The organism is Paenibacillus sp. OT2-17 (genome assembly GCF_009827695.1).
GTDB classification, from domain to species: domain Bacteria; phylum Bacillota; class Bacilli; order Paenibacillales; family Paenibacillaceae; genus Paenibacillus; species Paenibacillus polymyxa_B.
On record NZ_WUDQ01000049.1, the window covers coordinates 1 to 19,032 of the forward strand.

The following is a 19,032-nucleotide window of genomic DNA, read 5'->3' on the forward strand; positions in this document are numbered from 1 at the left end:
GCCGAAGCGTCCGTCACTCACGGCTAGTACATTGACATACGTCCAGCTTTTCAGGTCTTCAGAACGGTAAAGCAGTACAAGTCCGTTCCCTTTCGCATCATTAGAACCGAGAACGGCGTAATATTGACCTTCGTGTCTGAACACCTTAGGGTCACGGAAGTCTTTACGGCTGATCGTGTCCGGTATGGCGTCATAACCGATGACCGGGTTGCCCTCCCACTTTTCGAACGTTACTCCGTCTTCTGATACTGCGATTCCCTGCGACTGCTTGTAATCCTGATCTTTGTCAGGCCCGGTTACAACATGTCCGGTATACATCAGGACAAGCTTCCCGTCCTGCTCAATCGCACTGCCGGAGAAGCAGCCATCCTGGTCGAACTCACCGTCCGGTGCCAAAGCGATCGGCAGATAATCCCACTTCATAAGATCGCGGCTGACTGCATGTCCCCAGTGCATCGGTCCCCATACTGATTTATACGGGTAATGTTGATAGAACAAGTGATACTGCCCGTGATATTGAATGAAGCCGTTCGGATCGTTCATCCAGCCGAATTCAGCCATTAAGTGGTAGTTCAGGCGATAATCCGGCCGAAGCATATGCTTCGATTGGGAAATAAATTGATCTGCACGCTCTCTCGTATACGCTTTAGTCTGTTTGATAAAGCATCCTTCCCCTGCAGTTATTTAATCGAACCTTGCATAACACCCTGAATAATATACTTCTGGGCGAACAGATAGATGATAATGATCGGAAATATCGTCAGTACCAAACTTGCCATCAATGGACCATAATCCACTGTATAGGTTCCATAAAAGTTGTACGTGGACAATGGAAGTGTCCTTTGCTCCGGATCGACCAGAATGAGGGAAGGCAGCAGAAAATCATTCCAGATCCACAGCACATTGAGAATGGAAATGGTGGCCGTCGTGGGCATTAGTACCGGAAACACGATCCGGAAGAATGTCTGAAACCGCGTGCATCCGTCAATTAGCGCCGCTTCCTCCAGTTCCTTTGGAATACTCTTTACAAAACCATGATAAATGAAGACGGCCAGCGAGCTGCCAAAACCGATATACATGTAAATCAGCGACCACTTACTGTTCAGCAGATCAAGAGACCCGTAGATTTTCACCAATGGAATCATGATAGCCTGGAATGGAATGATCATGGATGCAACCATCAACATAAATGTATATTGGTTGAACTTGGTGTTGTTTCTGACAAAATAATGAGCCGTCATCGCCGCGAACAGTGAGATAAACAGAACACTTAACACCGTTATGACCAATGAGTTGGTAAAGGCAGCGATGTAATTCATTTTATCGAATGCATTCATATAATTGACCATACTGAAGCTCTCTGGAAGCGATAACGGATTTGAGGTGATGGCCATGTTTTCCTTGAACGAATTGATCAGCAGAAAGACGAACGGTACGATGAACAATATGAGTATGACTGTCAACACAATGAATTTGATCACGGAGGAAGCAACTCTTTTTCTTGCCATTACGCCTCCACCTCCAACTTCTTGCTAAAATAAACCTGAAGCAGAGTGATGAGAGCAACCATCAGGAACAACACGAATGCTTCTGCCTGCCCCACACCATAATCACGGGAAAGGAATGCCTTTTCATACACATGCATCGACACCATTTGAGTACTGCTGAACGGCCCACCTTTCGTGAGCGCAAGGTTCACGTCATAGACCATAAAACCGCGCTGCAAGGACAAAAATATACATACGATGAAAGAAGGAACCATCAAGGGCAGCACCATTTTCCGCAGTCTGGTCCAGCTGTTCGCCCCATCAATGCTTGCGGCCTCCATAATATCATTCGGCACACCCGTCAATCCCGCGATGTAAATGACCATCATGTAACCCGCGTTCTGCCACACGGTTACAATCACGAGTGCCCAGAACGCTTTGTCGGGATCAGCCAGCCAAGTCGTGCTGAGCGACTGTATGCTGGCATGTTGTCCCAAATAGACAAGCACGTTGTTGAATATAAACTGCCATATAAAGCCGAGTACAATGCCGCCGACAAGGTTGGGCAGGAAAAATCCCGCTCGGAAAACACTCTGTCCTTTTAACCCTTTAGTCAGCACATAAGCCAGCATAAAAGCGATCACATTAATAAGAACAACGGTATAAAACACATACTTGAGCGTCAAGCTGAACGATTTCCAAAACTCAATATCTCTAAAAACAGCCAGATAGTTTTGGATGCCTACCAGCGATAGTGTGGTGGAAATACCATCCCAGTTTGTGAACGTCAGATAGATGCCATACAAAAATGGAATAATCATTACCGTTATGAAGGCAAACAAGGTTGGGCCGGTAAACAGTAGCCGCGTCCGCAGCCGGTTCCATACTCCTTTTTCCGTAATCATGATGATCCCTCCCTTTGTTCCGGGTTTCTCTCTCTATTCCAGGTAATTTGAAAATAACCTTATTTAACCGTTTTCCAGTAGTTTTCGATTTCTTTAACCAGTGTTGCACGATCGCCCTGTTTCGCCAGATACTTTTGCATGGAAGATCCTGTCTTGGACCAGTGGTCGGCAGGCAGCATGCTCATCGACTGCTCTGACTTGCCTTTTGCAATATAATCCTGGATGGACTTGCCAAGCGGGTCGGCCGCAGGCAGTGTAATATTTTTGAACGCCGGGATAATGTTCGCTTGGTTCACGAGGAAATCCTGGCCTTTCGCATCATATACGATCCAGTTCAGGAACTTCTTCGCCGCCTCTTGCTGTTCCGGAGTAGTCTTCTCCTTGTCAATAACAATGCGCTTGGATACAGCGGACGAAATCTCCTGATTGCCGTAGTCATCGGCATTGTTACTGATGGGTACAGGCAAGAAACCATATTCTTTATTAGCGGTATCAAAACTGTTGATTTGCGGCCATGCCCAGTTGCCCATGAACCAAATGCCAACTTCACCTTTGCCGAGCAGCTCCGGTCCGCGTTCATAAGCTCCTGCTAGCGGAGAAGCCTGATCGATGTTGTATTTCATCATGAGGTCGAATGTATCCATAAGTCCGTTAAATACAGGATTATTAGCCAAGCTAGCCTGGCCCGCTTTTAGTGACGCCATGAATTTGTCCACTTCAGCCATGTCTTTGTTCTGGCCTGCATAAGCAAGAGGCAAATAATGAGCGCCCAGAGACCAGTCCATTGGTGAAATCACCAATGCTTTCTTACCAGATGCCTCGATTTGCTGAAACAGTTTTTCAAGGTCATTTCGGGTTTTAATTGTGGTGGGATCAAAGCTTCCGCCTACCGCTTTATCTACAACGGCTTTGTTGTAAATGAATCCGTAGCCTTCAACAGCCAGCGGAAACGCGTAATTTTTACCATCAAATGTCGTAGCAGTGGTAGCATTTTCAACAGTGTCCGCATTCCACTTTTCCCCGCTTAGATCGAGGATACGGTCCTTGAATTTCTCAACATCACCTGTATCTAGCATGGTCATGGTCGGCGGGTTTCCTGATGCATACAATGCGGAGGCACGCTCAAAAGGAGAACCACCAGTCGGAACCGGCTGGATTTCAACAGTAATGCCCGGATTGTCTTTCTGGAACGCCTTAGCGGCTTCCTCCAGCTGTGGAAGGATTTCGCCTTTGGAGTTCAAAAGCGTAATTTTCACATTTTTTGAATCCCCTGATTCCCCTCCAGAAGCCGAATTACCTTCTCCTCCGGAGCCACTGCATGCAGACACCACCATAACCAAAAGAAGTAGCATTACCATCCATTGAACTCTTTTGAATTTCCTCATTGTTGTCATCCCCTTATTTATATAATGGCTCTGAACACTTAAATAAAACGCTTACAAACGGATTATATGTCAAAGGTTTAACTTGTGTCAATCGTTTGACATGTTGAATTTTTAACATGTACTAAAAAAAATCTGTTCCCCTTGTTAGAGGAACAGATTTTCATTCAGGTCGTTGCACGCTCAATTAGTTCAACAGGCAGCAGATTGACAGGTTGCACCTGCTCCCCTTCCGCCTGCCTGCGGATCAGCTCGACCGCCAGTCTGCCGATGTCTGCAATCGGCTGTCTTACCGATGTAAGTTCCGGCGTCAGCCAGGAAGCAACGCTTACATCATCGAAGCCTACAATGCGCACATTCTCTGGCACATGCCTTCCAGCGCGAATATATTCTTTCAGCGCAAAAGCGGCAATAATATCACTTGTTGCGAACACTCCATCCACATCCGGATGTTCATGAACGAGTTTTGAAATGATTCGCTCGTACTCCTTCTGATCGAACACATTCAAGTCTGTTTGAACGATCACATGCTCGACACCATTCCTGCCCACGACATCCCGGAATGCTTTGGTCCGCTCATTGGACAGCATGTTCAGCTCCAGATTTCCGCAGATATGCGCAATTTTCTGGCAGCCTTTGCGAATGAGCAGCTCCGTAGCCAGCTCGCCTCCGCGATAATTATCCGAGGATATGTAAGGAATATACGGGTCGATCTGCCTATCAAACGTCACGATCGGTGAATTCAAATGTCGGTACTCTTCTACTTCTAATGTATGGCTACCCATAATGATGCCATCCACCCGGTTCCGCTTCAACATATCGATATATACTTTTTCCTTCACGGGATCCATATGTGAATTGCACAGCAGGACCTTGCAGTCATGCTGATAGGCATAATACTCGACCTGATTGGCAAGCTCACCGAAGAAAGGATGCGAGACATTGGGAATAATAAGGCCAATAATATTGGACTGCTTACGTAGCAGAGATCGTGCTATTTCATTCGGTTGATAATTAAGCTCCTCCATTGCGTCAAACACTTTTTTGCGTGTAGTTTCGCTGATATATCCTCGGTTATTCATTACACGGGATACTGTAGTGACTGACACGCCCGCTTTTAATGCTACATCATGAATTGTCGCCATATTAACCTCTTCCCGCACAAAATAAATACATACAAACTATACTCTCTCCTCATCATTTCAACAACCTTACATAACGGAAGGCCTCAAAATGACCGTAAATGTTAGGTGACTGAACTTTGCGAATCCCAAATTAGAGGTTACAATTGCTCTAAACCATAATGGTAGCAAGACCCCCTTAAAAAGGTCTTGCTATCTTTTCTTTAACCATCCTTCTTGGATTCAACTTCCCCGACGTAGGGGCTCTAGTTATCGGGGTGAGTAGCGGCCTAGCGGTGCATTTTTAAACCACAACTTGATAAAATTTAGGTTTTTTTAAATTATGTTTCAAGCGTTAAGTTTGCTATAGTCTACGCCTCAATTTCAAGCTACAATGAAGATACCAAATATGGAAGCGTTTTATATTTTTCCGGTAAGCCGGTCAATACTTGAAATAATGTATCATTGTCAGCCGTTTCTTTCATGTTTGGTCAATCTTTTATGGAGGTGTAAAATGAAGAAGAAATCTTGGTTTACTTTACTGGCAACTGGAATTGTCTCTCTGTTTTTTTCGGTAAGCGTTTATGCGGGGAATGTTTTTTGGGAACCACTTAATGGTTTCAATTCTGGTGCATGGCAAAAAGCGGATGGATATTCCAATGGGAACATGTTTAATTGCACTTGGCGTGCCAATAATGTCAATTTTACGAACGATGGCAAAATGAAGCTTGGCTTAACAAGTTCTGCGTACAATAAATTTGACTGCGGAGAGTATCGATCGACGAACACTTACAGATACGGCTTATACGAGGTCAGCATGAAGCCGGCTAAAAATACAGGGATCGTATCTTCCTTTTTTACGTATACGGGACCTACTGATGGCACGCAATGGGATGAAATAGATATTGAATTTTTAGGCAAAGACACGACAAAAGTGCAATTCAACTATTATACAAACGGGGTCGGTGGTCACGAGAAGATTGTAGATCTGGGCTTCGATGCATCAAAAGGCTTTCACACCTATGCATTCGATTGGCAGCCAGGATACATTAAGTGGTATGTTGACGGGGTTCTAAAGCATACGGCAACTACAAACATACCAAGCACGCCAGGCAAGATTATGATGAATTTATGGAATGGCACTGGCGTTGACGACTGGCTAGGTTCGTATAATGGAGCGAATCCGCTATACGCTGAATATGATTGGGTAAAATACACGAGCAATTAGCCCATAGTACCAAAAGCAGCCCTGTAGTGGCTGTTTTTTTTGATGATGCATTCGGCCATGAATAAAATCGCTGGAAATCTATTCAAAGCTGGCGATCACCGATGCGCAGCTGAATATAATCAGGTATTTAATAAATCCCCTGTTTAACCCATATGTTTGCGGATGGTTAGCATTTTCCTGCTTCAATTACTTTAAAGATACCAATACAGGAAAGGGGTCATGTAACTCCAATCGGTTTATAACTCAGGAACCAACTTTAATGAAGGGAAGTCAGACAACAAGTATTACGTTTGAAGGAATCATCCCCGGTTCAGCTTCAAGTTCAAGCTTATATTGCTGTCCATTCCACCTTAGGATACTCACGCTCGCGTTTTCTATTTTCTTTCCTGACCATATACTGCTTATTGACATCTGCTTAGCGACTCGCTTTGATACATTAACATGTGCCTTTCAAGGCTTTTTGGACGTTGGCTTCAATTATGAACAGGCTAGCTTAGGTTTGAAACATGTCCCTAGCAATTCATTGACCAGTAAAAGTATGGATGATATAATCATAAAAGGAAAAAATCATTGGTATAGAGCCCTGTGTGAATGGGCTTTTCTCATAATTTCTTTTGTAAGCGCGTACAATGATTATTTTCCATATATACCACGGAGGAGGCGATCAAAGAATCCATTTTATCAAAATAAATGTCTTCTTTTTTTTTGTTTTTAATGCAACCGGTTGCATTATCTATTCCACTAAATATTATCAGGAGGTTGTTAACTTGCTAGGAAAAAAAACTGGGAGTTTTATTTCTTGGTTGATTATTTTGTCGCTTTGCTTCAACTTCTTCGGTTTACCCGGCGTAGCTTCGGCCAGTAGCACCGATTATACAGCCACCTACACGAATTCCACAGCGACTACCCTTCCCTCTACAACCGCTTCGATCACGTCTACCGTTACCGCAACGTATGCACCTACCACAATACCTAAATCAACTCAAACTGGGTTAACGGTTCACTTTAAGAAACCTTCAAGCTGGAATTCAGCGATTCGAATCCATTACTGGAATCTGAATCCGACAACCGTTCCGATAAGCGGAGCGTGGCCGGGAATCCTGATGAAGTCGGATGGAAACGACTGGTACAGCTACACCATTGCCGAGGCCACAGGCTCAAGTCTCATCTTTAATGACGGTAGCGGCAAACAGACGGCCGACTTGTCCCGCAGTGTGAAAGAGGGCTGGTATTACACAGATAACACATGGTATGATACCAGCCCGGAAATGCCTAAAATTCCGGCGATTTCCGCCTCTCCTGTACCCAAAACATATGATTCGTCCCAATCGGTGACGCTTTCCAGCACCAACAGTGACGATAAGATTTACTATACGATAGACGGCTCGACACCTACGACATCCTCTACCTTGTATACCTCTCCAATCCAAGTTGCTTCCTCTTTGACCATTAAGGCCTTCGGTGTCAACTCAATCGGTCAAACTGGAAATGCATCCTCTTTCGCTTATATGATTGACCTGAATTCAGATCTGCAAGCTCCGACAATCACAGCGAATTTGCCTACCAGACATTCCGATTCCTCGGTGACTGTATCCTTCAACCTAAATGATAACAAGGCGGCAACAACCAAGGCATACTACACGGACGATGGTACGGAACCAACCATAAACTCGAAAGTATATATCCTCGGCAACGCTATGGCCGGATTGACCGGACCGTCCATCCTTATTTCCAAGACCACGACATTAAAATTTCTCGTTATAGACGGCGCTGGCAATCAAACCAAACAAAGCTTTGTTTATAATATTGGAAATAAAGGTGATTTTCGGGAAGATACTATTTACTTCGTGATTACTTCCCGGTTCTATGACGGTGATCCGAGCAACAACATGCACGCATGGGATGATGCCAAGGCGCGTAATCCGGATTCGGACCCGGCTTGGAGAGGGGACTTTAAGGGGCTGATTCAAAAGCTCGATTATATCAAAGCCCTCGGATTCAGCGCCGTCTGGATTACACCTGTTGTGCAGAATGCCAGCGGTTATGATTATCATGGTTACCATGCAATAAATTTCGCCAAAGTAGACCCAAGATATGAATCAGCGGGAGCTTCTTACCAGGATTTGATCAATGCGGCCCATGCCAAAGGGCTGAAGGTTATTCAAGACATCGTTGTCAATCATACCGGTAATTTCGGTGAAGAGAATCTGTACCCCATGTTCAAGAAAGATCCGGCTAAACCGGATACGGCTAACAACTTGGTGAAAACTACGGATAAGCTGCCGTCAAACTATGATACTATGACACCCGATCAGCAGTATCAGGCAAGGCTCGCTTTAATGAAGAACGCGGAAACGAACAATAACATTTACCATACAGAGAAAAGTCTCTCCTGGGAATCCTATACTGTTCAAACTGGTCAGATAGCGGGAGATTGCGTGGATTTGAACACGGAAAACCCTGCAGTTAACAAATATTTAATTGATACCTACAATCACTATATAGACATGGGTGTTGACGCTTTCCGTGTCGATACGGTGAAGCATGTGAGCCGGTATATTTTCAATAAATACTATATTCCTGCCTGGAAGACAAGAGGCGGCTCGGATTTCTATATTTTTGGAGAAGTAGCCACCCGTTACAGAGATGTCTGGAACAGTGGAATTCCGGCGATCTCGACGCCATTCTATACTTGGAAAAGCTCGAAATCGTATCCGGGCGATGGAAAGAATGATTACGCCTCCAATAAAGTGTCGGTTGAACAAGAGTGGGCGGACAACTCTACTACAGCAGGACAGCCAACCTCGAACAATGCTCTCTTAAACGGAAATACCTATCATACGCCTGACTATTCAATGAAATCGGGCATGGATGTGATTGATTTTCCGATGCATTGGGCATTCAAGACCGCGCAGGAAGCATTCAATATGAGAAGTGGCGATCAATACTATAATGATGCTACCTGGAATGTAACCTATATCGACTCGCATGACTATGCGCCCGACCAGGCTCCGGAAAATCAAAGATTTGCGGGCACACAGGACACTTGGGCCGAGAATCTCGATCTGATGTTCACCTTCCGCGGAATACCCGCTATCTTCTATGGTTCCGAAATCGAATTCCAAAAGGGGGCTGTCATTGATCCGGGTCCAAACGCACCGCTAAGCAAAACGGGACGGGCTTATTACGGCGATCACATGGAAGGCAGTGTTACAGTACAAGATTACGGCAAATACACAAATGCTACCGGCACACTTGCGGAATCGCTCAACCATCCTCTGGCAAAACATATCAGACAGCTTAATTTAATCAGAAGAGCTGTTCCCGCCTTGCAAAAAGGACAGTATTCCACAGAGAATGTAACGGGCAATCTGGCGTTTAAGAGAAGATATACCGACAGCGCCAAAGGCATTGACAGCTTTGCATTGGTCACGATTTCAGGAAACGCCACATTTACCGGAATTCCGAACGGAACCTATGTGGATGCGGTGACTGGTAATTCCAAAACCGTTACTGATGGCAAGATTACCCTGACATGCTCCGGCAAAGGAAACGCAAGGGTATATGTATTGAATGGCAGCGGTGGAATTGGAGAAACGGGAACCTATCTGAAGTAAGCGGCAGTATGTCTTAGTTAACTGAAGCAACCTCAGTTCGGTATTGCACCGTGCTAAGGTTGCTTCCAATTAAAAAGTATATCCAAGAGAGAGAGTCAGGATATTGCTCTGGACTAAATTTTTAACGGATGGGGAGTGAACCAAGATGCACCAACGACAGCTTCTATGTGCGTACATTCCTCCGTATATTTAATGACCAACAACCATCAAGTATTAACGGGTTCTGGCCGGTCATCCGGATATGTTCTACCGCATACAACGGTACAAGCGTTAGACCAAAAGTACCTAAAGCATATGATAATTGAGGATGTCCTTCATGAATGTATAATGCTATTGCCATAATAATGATAGGCAAAACTGTAATACAATTATTATAGTTGTTTCCTCCATTTGCATTGTATTTCACACACGTTTCTTTAACAATTTTTTCAGCTGTGTGTTCGGGTCAGCAAAAGACTGAATAATCTCCTTCATGAAAATATCTAATATATCCCTTAGCTTAGGGATAGCCCAGGTGATTTGTATAAATTTAACCCACGAATTTTTCCTTCTAAGCAACGATCTTGATTTGAATTACGGATATGAGATTATAGGGGGTGTAAAAAACGCCGGTGACCTTAAGCAGGTGACCGGTGTTTTCATATTAGCGTTTCGGCATTTTGCTCTCATCCATGTACAGCAGGTTCCAGCGGTGACCGTCCAGGTCGGCAAATCCTGCGCCGTACATCCAGCCGTCAATTTCACTCGGTTTGCCAAAGATGTTTCCTCCGGCAAACTCTACTTTTTGAATAAAGGCATCTACTTCTTCTCTGCTTTCAGCGCTAATGGAAAATATTACTTCTGCGGTATGGGAAGTATCTGCGATTTTTGAACCTGTAAATTTCTCAAACGCCGCATCCGGGAACAGCAGAATCGTTGTTTGGCCTATGGCAAGCTTGGCTCTCTCGTTACCAACGCTAGCCGCATGTAATCCAATCTCATTGAAAAAGGCAGTTGACCTCTCAACATCTTTGACCGGCAGATTAATCCAGATCTCCTGTGACATGGCTGTAGCCTCCTGGAATATATTTTCAACTACTCCTACTATACTCTACTTCTGGCAGCAGAAGCGAATCTTATAAAAGAAACCGCAAGGTATCGATCTAGCCAAGAATGGATTTCGCATCAAAGTAATGACTCTCTTACAACAATTCTGCACTCTTCAAGTTCTTCGGAATCCGTATCTAGGTAAAAAAGCTTCCAGTCAGTTGGGTATATTGAATGCGCATGCCGATAATGGATACCCAAAGGTGTCACTGAAGCAAAATCATATATTTTCAAAGAATCTGATTCTAGGGGCATCATCGTTCCTCCCTTTAGCTTATAACTATATTTATTGGAAATAAGATTTTTTATATTTATAAAACAATAAAATATCCGAGTATAAATAAATTGAATACGATTCAGTCAAGAATATATTCAACTCTTCATGCGTAGCTAGAGCTTTCACACTGAATTCCGTCTTTTAACCGAGATGGGGAGCGCTGAAGCTTAATCATGGAGCTTGCAACTGGAGCACTTGCGTAGGAAGCCCTGTTCAACTTTAACGGTGGAGAGTCTTAGCGAAAGAATCTCCATTTCAAGTTATTACTTAGTTATACAAATTCTTTAGATTTTCTTTAGAAATATACTCATTAATTCCTTAGTTTTTTTTATTATGCTTTCTGCATTGAAAGAAAGAGAGAGAAGTAAAAAATGGTTAGATATAACCTAAAAATTCATTAATTCCTAGGGCTATCTATTCTTATTTCGCCCTCTCTCTGAGTTCTTTTAGAATACAATCCCATATGAAACTACATCTAGTATCCTCGTATCTGGCCCACGGTAAGGATGAAGCGTACGTAGCCACAATAATTGAACATAAACCCGCTTGCATACTCCCATCAACAATGCCGATCGTACGGAGTTGTTCATAGAGATTGCGCTAGGTGTAACCATCACACAGTACCCCGCAGGCAGCTTATTCACAGCCACTGCTAACTGAACCAAGTAGTTTGCTTGCCAGGCGGATATGGAAGCTATACTTAACCTGCTAGTTTATTTTGCTGACGCTATTTGTCCTAGCAACGCGGTTTGAATGAAAATGCTAACGGTTTACTGCTGGGTTCCTCCCCAAGAGTACTGATGGCTTGGGTCACGGATGAAGATCTCCTTCATTTACTGGATCTAATTAACCACCGACCCCGAAAATGTCTGGATTGGAGGACCGCTCACGAATCTTTCACAGAAGTCCTGTCGCACTTGGTTTGACAATCCGTCTTGTATTAAAAATATTGATATTATTTTGTCCGAAGGTGGAGTCGACGACACAATGAGAGAATTGCTTCGAAAGCTTAAAATTTTACAGCTATTTTTGGCTTTGTACCGTGCTAAAATTATTAGGATACTGATTCCTGTAGCTATTTTAGTCATTATCTATGTATATGGAAGACACGAAATTCAGAATATTAACTTAGCTAAAATTATTCATGAATTACGCATGATGCCCATTCATGTCGTTATTCAATTGATCATTGCTTCTTTTATAGCGGTATCTGTAATGAGTGCTTATGATTATTTAATACGAAAACAATTTAAGCTTGATATCAATTGGAAAACGACTTATCGATATGCATGGATAGCCAATACATTTAATAATATGATTGGGTTCGCTGGTCTTACCGGTCTAGGACTACGTACATTACTGTATAAGAGAAGTGGCGTTCCTATGAAAACAATGGGAGCTGCTGCACTCTTTTTATCGCCTATCGTATTAGTCGGTCTATCTTTACTTGGCTGTCTTGTACTGGTCGGTGTTTTTCCTGTAGAACCTGTTTTTGAACAACTTCCTTGGCTTCGTATCGGTGTATGGGGAGTTTCATTGTACTTACCGTTCTTCCTATTAATGCAACGATCTTCCCTGTTCGCCAAATGGTTTCATAAGGGCGATGGCAAGTTACCTTGGAAAGTAGTCATCGCTTCTCTAGGTTCCTCTGTTCTAGAGTGGGCTTGTGCAGGGGCATTATTTTGGTTATTCACTTTTTATGATCTGAATCATTTACCGTTTGCCCCGGTATTCGGTGTGTATATTGTAGCAGCAATTGCAGGGATTATTAGTATGGCGCCAGGTGGTATTGGAGCATTTGATCTGATCGTGTTGCTTGGACTTCAGACATTAGGTGTTGATCCATCACGTGCACTAACGATTTTGTTATTGTTCCGCATTTTTTACTTTGTAGTTCCTTGGTTGATCGGTCTTGTGCTAGCTACGTTTGAGATGAGTCCGAACAGTAAACAAATGCGTGAAATGATTACAACTAGTCTGGACGCTTCACGTAACACATGGGTCAAATTCTGGGGCTGGCCTTCTCATTTCGGTCTACTTAGTGATCTAGGAGCATGGGCGCTTGGAAAGTTAGTATTCACCAGTGGTATCATATTACTACTTTCTGCGGCTACCCCAGGCCTAATTGCTCGCCTACGTTTTATGGAACATGTGTTATCTTTACCTATTATGCGTTTTTCAGAACAGTTATCTGTGACTATCGGTATTATGCTTATTGTCGTATCACGTGGTATTTCAATGCGTACTCGTCGCGCTTACATATGGACGGGAGCATTGTTGTTAGCAGGTGCTATCTTCACATTTGCCAAAGGGTTCGATTACGAGGAAGCTATTATTTTACTTATTGTTGCATTGGTGCTATGGATATCTCGGGCTCGATTTAACAGTGAAAGTGCTAGTATTTCTTTACGTAGTATCTGGATTTGGGCGTTCCTTGCTTTTATCTCATCGTTATCGTATTACGTTATTGGTACACATATTCATCCAGCTATTTTGCGACATCTACCAATGCGTGCTCAACAATGGTTTTTGAACCCGCATGAATATGCAGTGACGGCTCTTGTTGGATTAATCGGTGCTTTAATTTTAATGGCATCTATATTCACATTACGCCCGCATCGCTACACAGGAATACGTCCAGATGAGGCGGGTATAGAGAAATTAACTCAATTTATTGCCAAAGAAGACGGTAATCTTTTGACTCATCTTCTCTATCTAGGAGACAAAAATTTTTATTGGGCGCAAAATGATCAAATTTTAATTCCCTATTCTCGAATGCGTCACAAATTAATTGTACTTGGCGACCCAGTTGGTAATAAAAATCTTGTCTCTGCTGCGATTCAAGAATTTCAGAGGTATGCGGATCAGTATGCATTAACCGTTGTTTTTTATCAAGCAACACCTGAATATCTATCGATCTATCATGAGAATGGTTACAAATTCTTCAAACTAGGCGAAGAAGCTTTGGTTCCTCTAACTACATTCACATTAAGTGGGAAAAGTAAGCAGAACTTGCGAACTGCTAAAAATAAATCAGATCGTGAAGGTCAAATATTTGAAGTGCTTGCCCCACCCTATCATTCAGAATTACTGTCTGAATTACGTCAGATTTCGAATGAGTGGCTAGGCGATCGTAAAGAAAAAGCTTATTCTTTAGGATGGTTCAACGAAGCGTATATTCAGCGCTCTCCCTTAACCTTGCTTCGTAATGCTGAGGGTCACATTTTGGCTTTTGCAACATTAGCTCCAGCTTATGACCAAAATAAAGTGATCTCAATTGATCTGATGCGCCATTTGAATGATACACCGAATGGAACGATGGATGTGTTATTTGTACGTATAATTGAATGGGCAAAAGAACAAGGTTATTCTTATTTCAATTTGGGTATGTCTCCTCTCTCCAGTGTGGGTGAAAATCAGAATGCGCATCGTGAAGAAAAATTAGCTCGGCTGGTGTTCCGATATGGTGGGCACTGGTATGGATTTGAGGGATTGCGCCGTTACAAGGAAAAATTCTCACCTGAATGGCAAGCAAGATATTTAGCTTATCCGGCAGGTATGACACTTCCAATGCTTACGCTGGATCTGGTCCGACTGGTATCTCGTCGTCCAGAACAAGTAGAGCTTCTTTAACCTTCAGAATAAATTCTTTGGATAGGCTACAGTTACGTGGACTGAAAAAATGAGGGCAATAGAAAGAAAGCAATTATTTTTCACGGTTAGATATTCGGAATTCCTTCACATCCTAAGGTGGTCATTTGACCACCTTTTAATGTTTTGACTCAACTACTCTACCTACACTCTTCTAGACATAAAAAACGTGGTTTATTGTATTAGATAACAGATAAACTAGAGGTATTGGTTGGATCAATAAAAAGATATTTAAGGATCAGAGCTTGAAAAAAAAGCTCTTTCAGCAAAAAGAATACTGTCAGTCCTACTGCTTATTAGGTTCTTCCCAATCAGTTCATGAAATATATCTTAATTTAATATGTTTAGTAGCTCTGTACAGCGACGACTTCACGGCAGCTTCGCTCTTGTTTAAAATTTTAGCTGTTTCTTTTATGGAGTATCCTTGGACTAGGCGCAATTCGAGTACAGTCCTTTGCTCGTCATTACTTACCATCAAAAAAATCCGATCGACTTCCTCTTGAATTACAAAATCGAGGGTATCCCAGTGATAATCAAATAGTTCTCTATGTGAAGAGTATTCTCTCATCTTTTTTCGTTTTCTTAATACATCTATAGCAAGATTTTTGGCATTACTTTTCCTTCCTGTTTCGATTGCTTTTCAACAAATACTGCACCCTCAACAATACCTATTTACGTTTCATGAACATTTTTCAATAAAATTATTCGTATCTCAATGCATCTATCGGCTTCAATCTCGCTGCTTTATAAGCTGGGTATACCCCAAATAAGATACCTATACCTGCAGAGCTAAGAAACGAATATATGATCGGCGAGACCGTGAATTCAATGGTCATACGAGTTGTTGCTTCAATTATTTTAGACGCTCCTATGCCAGCAGCAACCCCAAGTATACCTCCCATTAGACCGAAAATGACTGCTTCAAACAGGAATTGAATCATAATATCTCTAGGCTTGGCGCCAATCGCTTTGCGAATACCGATTTCTCTTGTACGCTCTATAACGGAGACCATCATAATATTCATAATTCCGATTCCCCCTACCACGAGCGATATTGCGGCTACACCTCCCAGCAATTTGCTCATGATATTATCTACACCCAAAGCTGCACCTGCTGCTTCGGACAGACTCATAGTTTGAAATTGATCCGGTTCTGAGGGTTTTAGCTGATGCGTCACACGCAAGCTATCCAATATATCTGAACGAGCTTGATCCATCAAAGCTGGTGACTTGGCGGAGACATCTAGGCTGGTGATATTTTTCTCACCCAGACGGTTCATCATGGTTGTAGCAGGGATGTAAATTTGATCATTTGTACTGCGGCTTAAATTCGTAACGGGCTGAGAATTCAATACTCCGATCACTTTGAAGGGGATCTGTTTAATTTGAAACGTTCGTCCCACCACGTTTTTGGTATCCCCACCAAAAAGACGTACAACCGCTTGGCTTTCCAGAATAGCAACATTCATACGTTTATCCAACTCATCGTTGGTAAATGTCCTGCCTTCAGCAAAGGAAAACTTTTTAACTTTATAAAATGAAGCGGATGTTCCTATAATAGTTGCATTATAGTTATATCGACCCCATACAACTTTTGAATTGCTCGAAATACTGGGCATTAATGCCGCAATCGAACTCTTTTGTTCCATTGCCTTGATATCAACCCACGTAAAGGAGGGCAAGTTGTCCCCATTGACTTCTTCCTCGGTCATTGGCATGGCTGGAGCAACCATAATCACGTTATTCCCTAGACTATTTATTTCCTCCTTAATACTGGCTTTAGAACCGTTTCCGATTGCCATAATGGCAATAACCGCTGCCACCCCAATAATAATACCGAGTATCGTTAAAAATGAACGCATCTTGTTGGTGGTTAAGCTATTCATTGATACACGGATCGTTTCCATCAAATTCATAGGCTTACCATCCTTGATGAAATTCGTCTATTCGTAATTTGCTCATCCCGCTCAATATTGCCATCCCGAAAACTAATCAATCGTTTGGCATATTCAGCTATTTCCAGCTCATGAGTAACCAGAACTATAGTTTTTCCAAGCTCATTCAACCCTTGAAACAGTTCCATAATCTCAATACTCGTTTTCGTATCCAGTGCGCCCGTAGGTTCATCTGCCAGCAGAATAACAGGATTATTTACCAATGCACGTGCAATGGAGACACGCTGCTGCTGACCACCAGAAAGCTCGTTAGGCTTGTTATACATCCGTTCGGCAAGGCCAACGCTTCGTAGCGCCTCCACGGCTCGTTCCCGGCGTTCCTTGGCAGGTATACCTGCATACATCATAGGTAGCTCTACATTGGCTAATGCTGTAGTTCGGGGAAGTAAATAAAATTTTTGAAACACAAAACCTAGTTTCTGATTTCTAATCTCCGAAAGTTCTTTCTCACGAGCATCCAATATGGAATACCCATCCAGGTAGTATTTTCCGGTATCCGGATGATCCAGGCAACCAATGACATTCATCATGGTAGACTTGCCCGAACCAGAGGGTCCCATGATAGCAACAAACTCACCTTCGCTAATGGATAAATTCACGCTGCGCAGAGCCTGAATCTCCTGACCGCCTACTTCATACATTTTTTTCAGTTCTTTAATTTCGATCACCGTTTTATTGGATTGAGTTTCGCTCATTGTGCCTGCCCCCCTCCACTGCCATTCGGATCAGCACTGCTGTTCTGAGGAGGAATAACAATAGTTTCGCCTTCCTTGACACCAGACTTGATTTCGGCCTGATCCGCTGTATAGACGCCTAGTTTCACCGGTCTAAATCCATAATCAGCAGGATTTGCCGCGTTCTTCGCCACATATACTCCATCTACACCACCTTCAGATCTCAATGCAAACAATGGCACAGACAGCGCGTCTTTGTGTTCAGCTAACAGAAGGGATACATCCATGTTCATCCCCGGTTGCAGCCTTATTTTTTGGCTATCCAAAGACAATTCAACTTTGTATGTAGTCACATTGGATTCCACAACTGGCTCTGGAGAAACAAAAAGAACTTCTCCTTTGAATTGCTTGTCCGGAAATGAATTGGTATGCATTGTAGCCTGAAGTCCGGTCTTCAATTTGGCGATATCACTTTCGTTAACCTTGGCACTAACCTTCATGACCCCTGTATTGGAGTTATTCATTATGATAAAAGGTGCAGTAGGACTGGTGCCCACATCGCCGTTGACCTTCAAAACAATCCCATCCCACGGCGCCGTAACCTGTAATTTATTCAGAACACTTTTCTTTTGCTCCAATTCTGTTTCGGCCTGCTGTAAAGAAGCCTGTGCAGATTGAATGTTGGAAGCTTCAGGCGGGGACTGTGCTGCCTTTAATTGAATTAAAGCGGTTTTATAACCCATTTCAGCATCTTCAATAGCCTGGTTTTGTCTGATCTGTGCCTTCTTGTATTGAAGCTCGGCATTACTCATATCCAATTTTGCCTTATCCAAGCTTTGCTTGGCCGTCGCCAGGTCACTTTCTGCGGCCGCATCATTCTGAACTAGATAAGTCTGGTCATCATAATCCTTCTGGGCTTTATCCAAGGTCACCTTGGCAACCTCTTTTTGTGCAGCGGCTTCCTCTAACTCCGTCCCGTCCTTGGCTGTTTTAATCGCCATCTGTGTCTTTAGGACATTTGCCTTCTGGAGCTCAATATCAATTTGCTTTGGTCCACGCTTGGCTTCCTCTAGCTTGGCCCTTGCAATCGCAACATTGGACTGGGCATCTTTAATTTGTAATTTGGCATCTGAATCATCTAAACGAGCTAAAACCTGGCCCGCCTTAACACTATCTCCTGCTTTGACATTGACCGCAATGAGCTTGGCACCCTCGACATTTGTAAAATTAATATTCACTTCCTTGGAAGCCTGAACGGTCCCAGTCACGGCAAGCGATTCGGTTATATTGGTTTTTTTCACCTGAACAATCTGATTCGCAGGACCCTCCACGGGCTTTTCCTGCCCCCTATTCATATAAACAGTACCACCGATTCCCACTATAATGATCAAGGCCAGAATACCTATGATCACTTTTAATCTTCTTTTTTTTCTTAATATTTGCAATGCATCTTTTTTTACTGTTTCCGGCAATGTCATATCCCCTTAAATATATTTTTTTAAATCCTATACACTCCACGGTTTGTTTAAAGCATGTTGTAACTGTGTCATTTGAACAATCAATTCATCCATATTCCGTTCTATTTGCTTCACTTTTAACTGATTAGTAGCGACCTCCGTACCTGTGGCAAATCCCTTTTCCTTTTTTTT

Annotated in this window: 13 protein-coding genes; 3 read left to right on the plus strand and 10 right to left on the minus strand. The window is 43.0% G+C overall.

Going from position 1 to position 19,032, the window contains the following annotated elements; genetic code table 11:
• From GRP75_RS09870 to GRP75_RS09890, 5 genes are all read right to left on the minus strand, one after another.
• On the minus strand, positions 1–597 hold a 597-nt coding region (locus GRP75_RS09870), incomplete at its 3' end, for a glycoside hydrolase family 32 protein (protein ID WP_202404071.1).
• 83 nt (positions 598–680) lie between these two features.
• On the minus strand, positions 681–1,508 hold the full coding sequence (locus tag GRP75_RS09875; RefSeq protein ID WP_025723176.1) for a carbohydrate ABC transporter permease: 828 nt from the start codon (positions 1,506–1,508) through the stop codon (positions 681–683).
• Positions 1,508–2,392 carry a carbohydrate ABC transporter permease gene (locus tag GRP75_RS09880; protein WP_053326151.1) on the minus strand — a complete coding sequence of 295 codons (885 nt, stop codon included), beginning with the start codon at positions 2,390–2,392 and terminating at the stop codon, positions 1,508–1,510. The genes GRP75_RS09875 and GRP75_RS09880 overlap by 1 nt, the downstream gene beginning before the upstream one ends.
• 59 nt (positions 2,393–2,451) lie before the next feature.
• Positions 2,452–3,777, minus strand: coding sequence for an ABC transporter substrate-binding protein (locus tag GRP75_RS09885; protein ID WP_053326152.1), 1,326 nt, complete (start codon positions 3,775–3,777; stop codon positions 2,452–2,454).
• A 164-nt stretch (positions 3,778–3,941) separates the two neighbouring features.
• The gene (locus GRP75_RS09890; RefSeq protein ID WP_023990435.1) at positions 3,942–4,919 is read right to left on the minus strand and encodes a LacI family DNA-binding transcriptional regulator; all 978 of its coding nucleotides are present in this window, start codon (positions 4,917–4,919) and stop codon (positions 3,942–3,944) included.
• A gap of 490 nt (positions 4,920–5,409) precedes the next feature.
• Here GRP75_RS09890 and bglS point away from each other — a divergent pair, with 490 nt between their 5' ends.
• Positions 5,410–6,123, plus strand: coding sequence for a beta-glucanase (gene bglS, locus GRP75_RS09895; RefSeq protein WP_023990437.1), 714 nt, complete (start codon positions 5,410–5,412; stop codon positions 6,121–6,123).
• Between the two features lie 767 nt (positions 6,124–6,890).
• Positions 6,891–9,740 (plus strand): alpha-amylase family glycosyl hydrolase, encoded by a 2,850-nt coding sequence (locus GRP75_RS09900; RefSeq protein WP_160789218.1) that lies wholly within the window; start codon positions 6,891–6,893, stop codon positions 9,738–9,740.
• 643 nt (positions 9,741–10,383) lie between these two features.
• Here the strand turns inward: GRP75_RS09900 and GRP75_RS09905 are convergent.
• Complete coding sequence (locus tag GRP75_RS09905) at positions 10,384–10,785, minus strand: VOC family protein (protein ID WP_160789219.1); 402 nt, start codon at positions 10,783–10,785, stop codon at positions 10,384–10,386.
• Between the two features lie 1,305 nt (positions 10,786–12,090).
• On the opposite strand from GRP75_RS09905, the gene mprF reads away from it, so the two are divergent.
• On the plus strand, positions 12,091–14,736 hold the full coding sequence (mprF, locus tag GRP75_RS09910) for a bifunctional lysylphosphatidylglycerol flippase/synthetase MprF (RefSeq protein ID WP_160789220.1): 2,646 nt from the start codon (positions 12,091–12,093) through the stop codon (positions 14,734–14,736).
• A 334-nt stretch (positions 14,737–15,070) separates the two neighbouring features.
• On the opposite strand, the gene GRP75_RS09915 is transcribed toward mprF, so the two are convergent.
• The 4 genes from GRP75_RS09915 to GRP75_RS09930 form a co-directional block, all read right to left on the minus strand.
• A complete protein-coding gene (locus GRP75_RS09915; RefSeq protein ID WP_237448979.1) occupies positions 15,071–15,322 on the minus strand; it encodes an RNA polymerase sigma factor in 252 nt (83 codons plus the stop codon).
• A 133-nt stretch (positions 15,323–15,455) separates the two neighbouring features.
• A complete protein-coding gene (locus GRP75_RS09920) occupies positions 15,456–16,670 on the minus strand; it encodes an ABC transporter permease (RefSeq protein WP_160789221.1) in 1,215 nt (404 codons plus the stop codon).
• Positions 16,667–17,404: an ABC transporter ATP-binding protein gene (locus GRP75_RS09925; protein WP_160789222.1), complete on the minus strand. Its 738-nt coding sequence runs from the start codon at positions 17,402–17,404 to the stop codon at positions 16,667–16,669. The genes GRP75_RS09920 and GRP75_RS09925 overlap by 4 nt, the downstream gene beginning before the upstream one ends.
• The gene (locus GRP75_RS09930) at positions 17,401–18,855 is read right to left on the minus strand and encodes an efflux RND transporter periplasmic adaptor subunit (RefSeq protein ID WP_076264961.1); all 1,455 of its coding nucleotides are present in this window, start codon (positions 18,853–18,855) and stop codon (positions 17,401–17,403) included. Before GRP75_RS09930 ends, GRP75_RS09925 begins: the two co-directional genes overlap by 4 nt.
• Between the last annotated feature and the right edge of the window lie 177 nt (positions 18,856–19,032).

Coding starts and splice junctions, on each gene's coding strand:
- GRP75_RS09885 (WP_053326152.1), bottom strand. CDS start 3,777: ATGAGGAAATTCAAAAGAGTTCAATGGATGGTAATGCTACTTCTTTTG.
- bglS (WP_023990437.1), top strand. CDS start 5,410: ATGAAGAAGAAATCTTGGTTTACTTTACTGGCAACTGGAATTGTCTCT.
- GRP75_RS09880 (WP_053326151.1), bottom strand. CDS start 2,392: ATGATTACGGAAAAAGGAGTATGGAACCGGCTGCGGACGCGGCTACTG.
- GRP75_RS09920 (WP_160789221.1), bottom strand. CDS start 16,670: ATGAATTTGATGGAAACGATCCGTGTATCAATGAATAGCTTAACCACC.
- GRP75_RS09925 (WP_160789222.1), bottom strand. CDS start 17,404: ATGAGCGAAACTCAATCCAATAAAACGGTGATCGAAATTAAAGAACTG.
- GRP75_RS09875 (WP_025723176.1), bottom strand. CDS start 1,508: ATGGCAAGAAAAAGAGTTGCTTCCTCCGTGATCAAATTCATTGTGTTG.
- GRP75_RS09905 (WP_160789219.1), bottom strand. CDS start 10,785: ATGTCACAGGAGATCTGGATTAATCTGCCGGTCAAAGATGTTGAGAGG.
- GRP75_RS09915 (WP_237448979.1), bottom strand. CDS start 15,322: ATGAGAGAATACTCTTCACATAGAGAACTATTTGATTATCACTGGGAT.
- mprF (WP_160789220.1), top strand. CDS start 12,091: ATGAGAGAATTGCTTCGAAAGCTTAAAATTTTACAGCTATTTTTGGCT.
- GRP75_RS09890 (WP_023990435.1), bottom strand. CDS start 4,919: ATGGCGACAATTCATGATGTAGCATTAAAAGCGGGCGTGTCAGTCACT.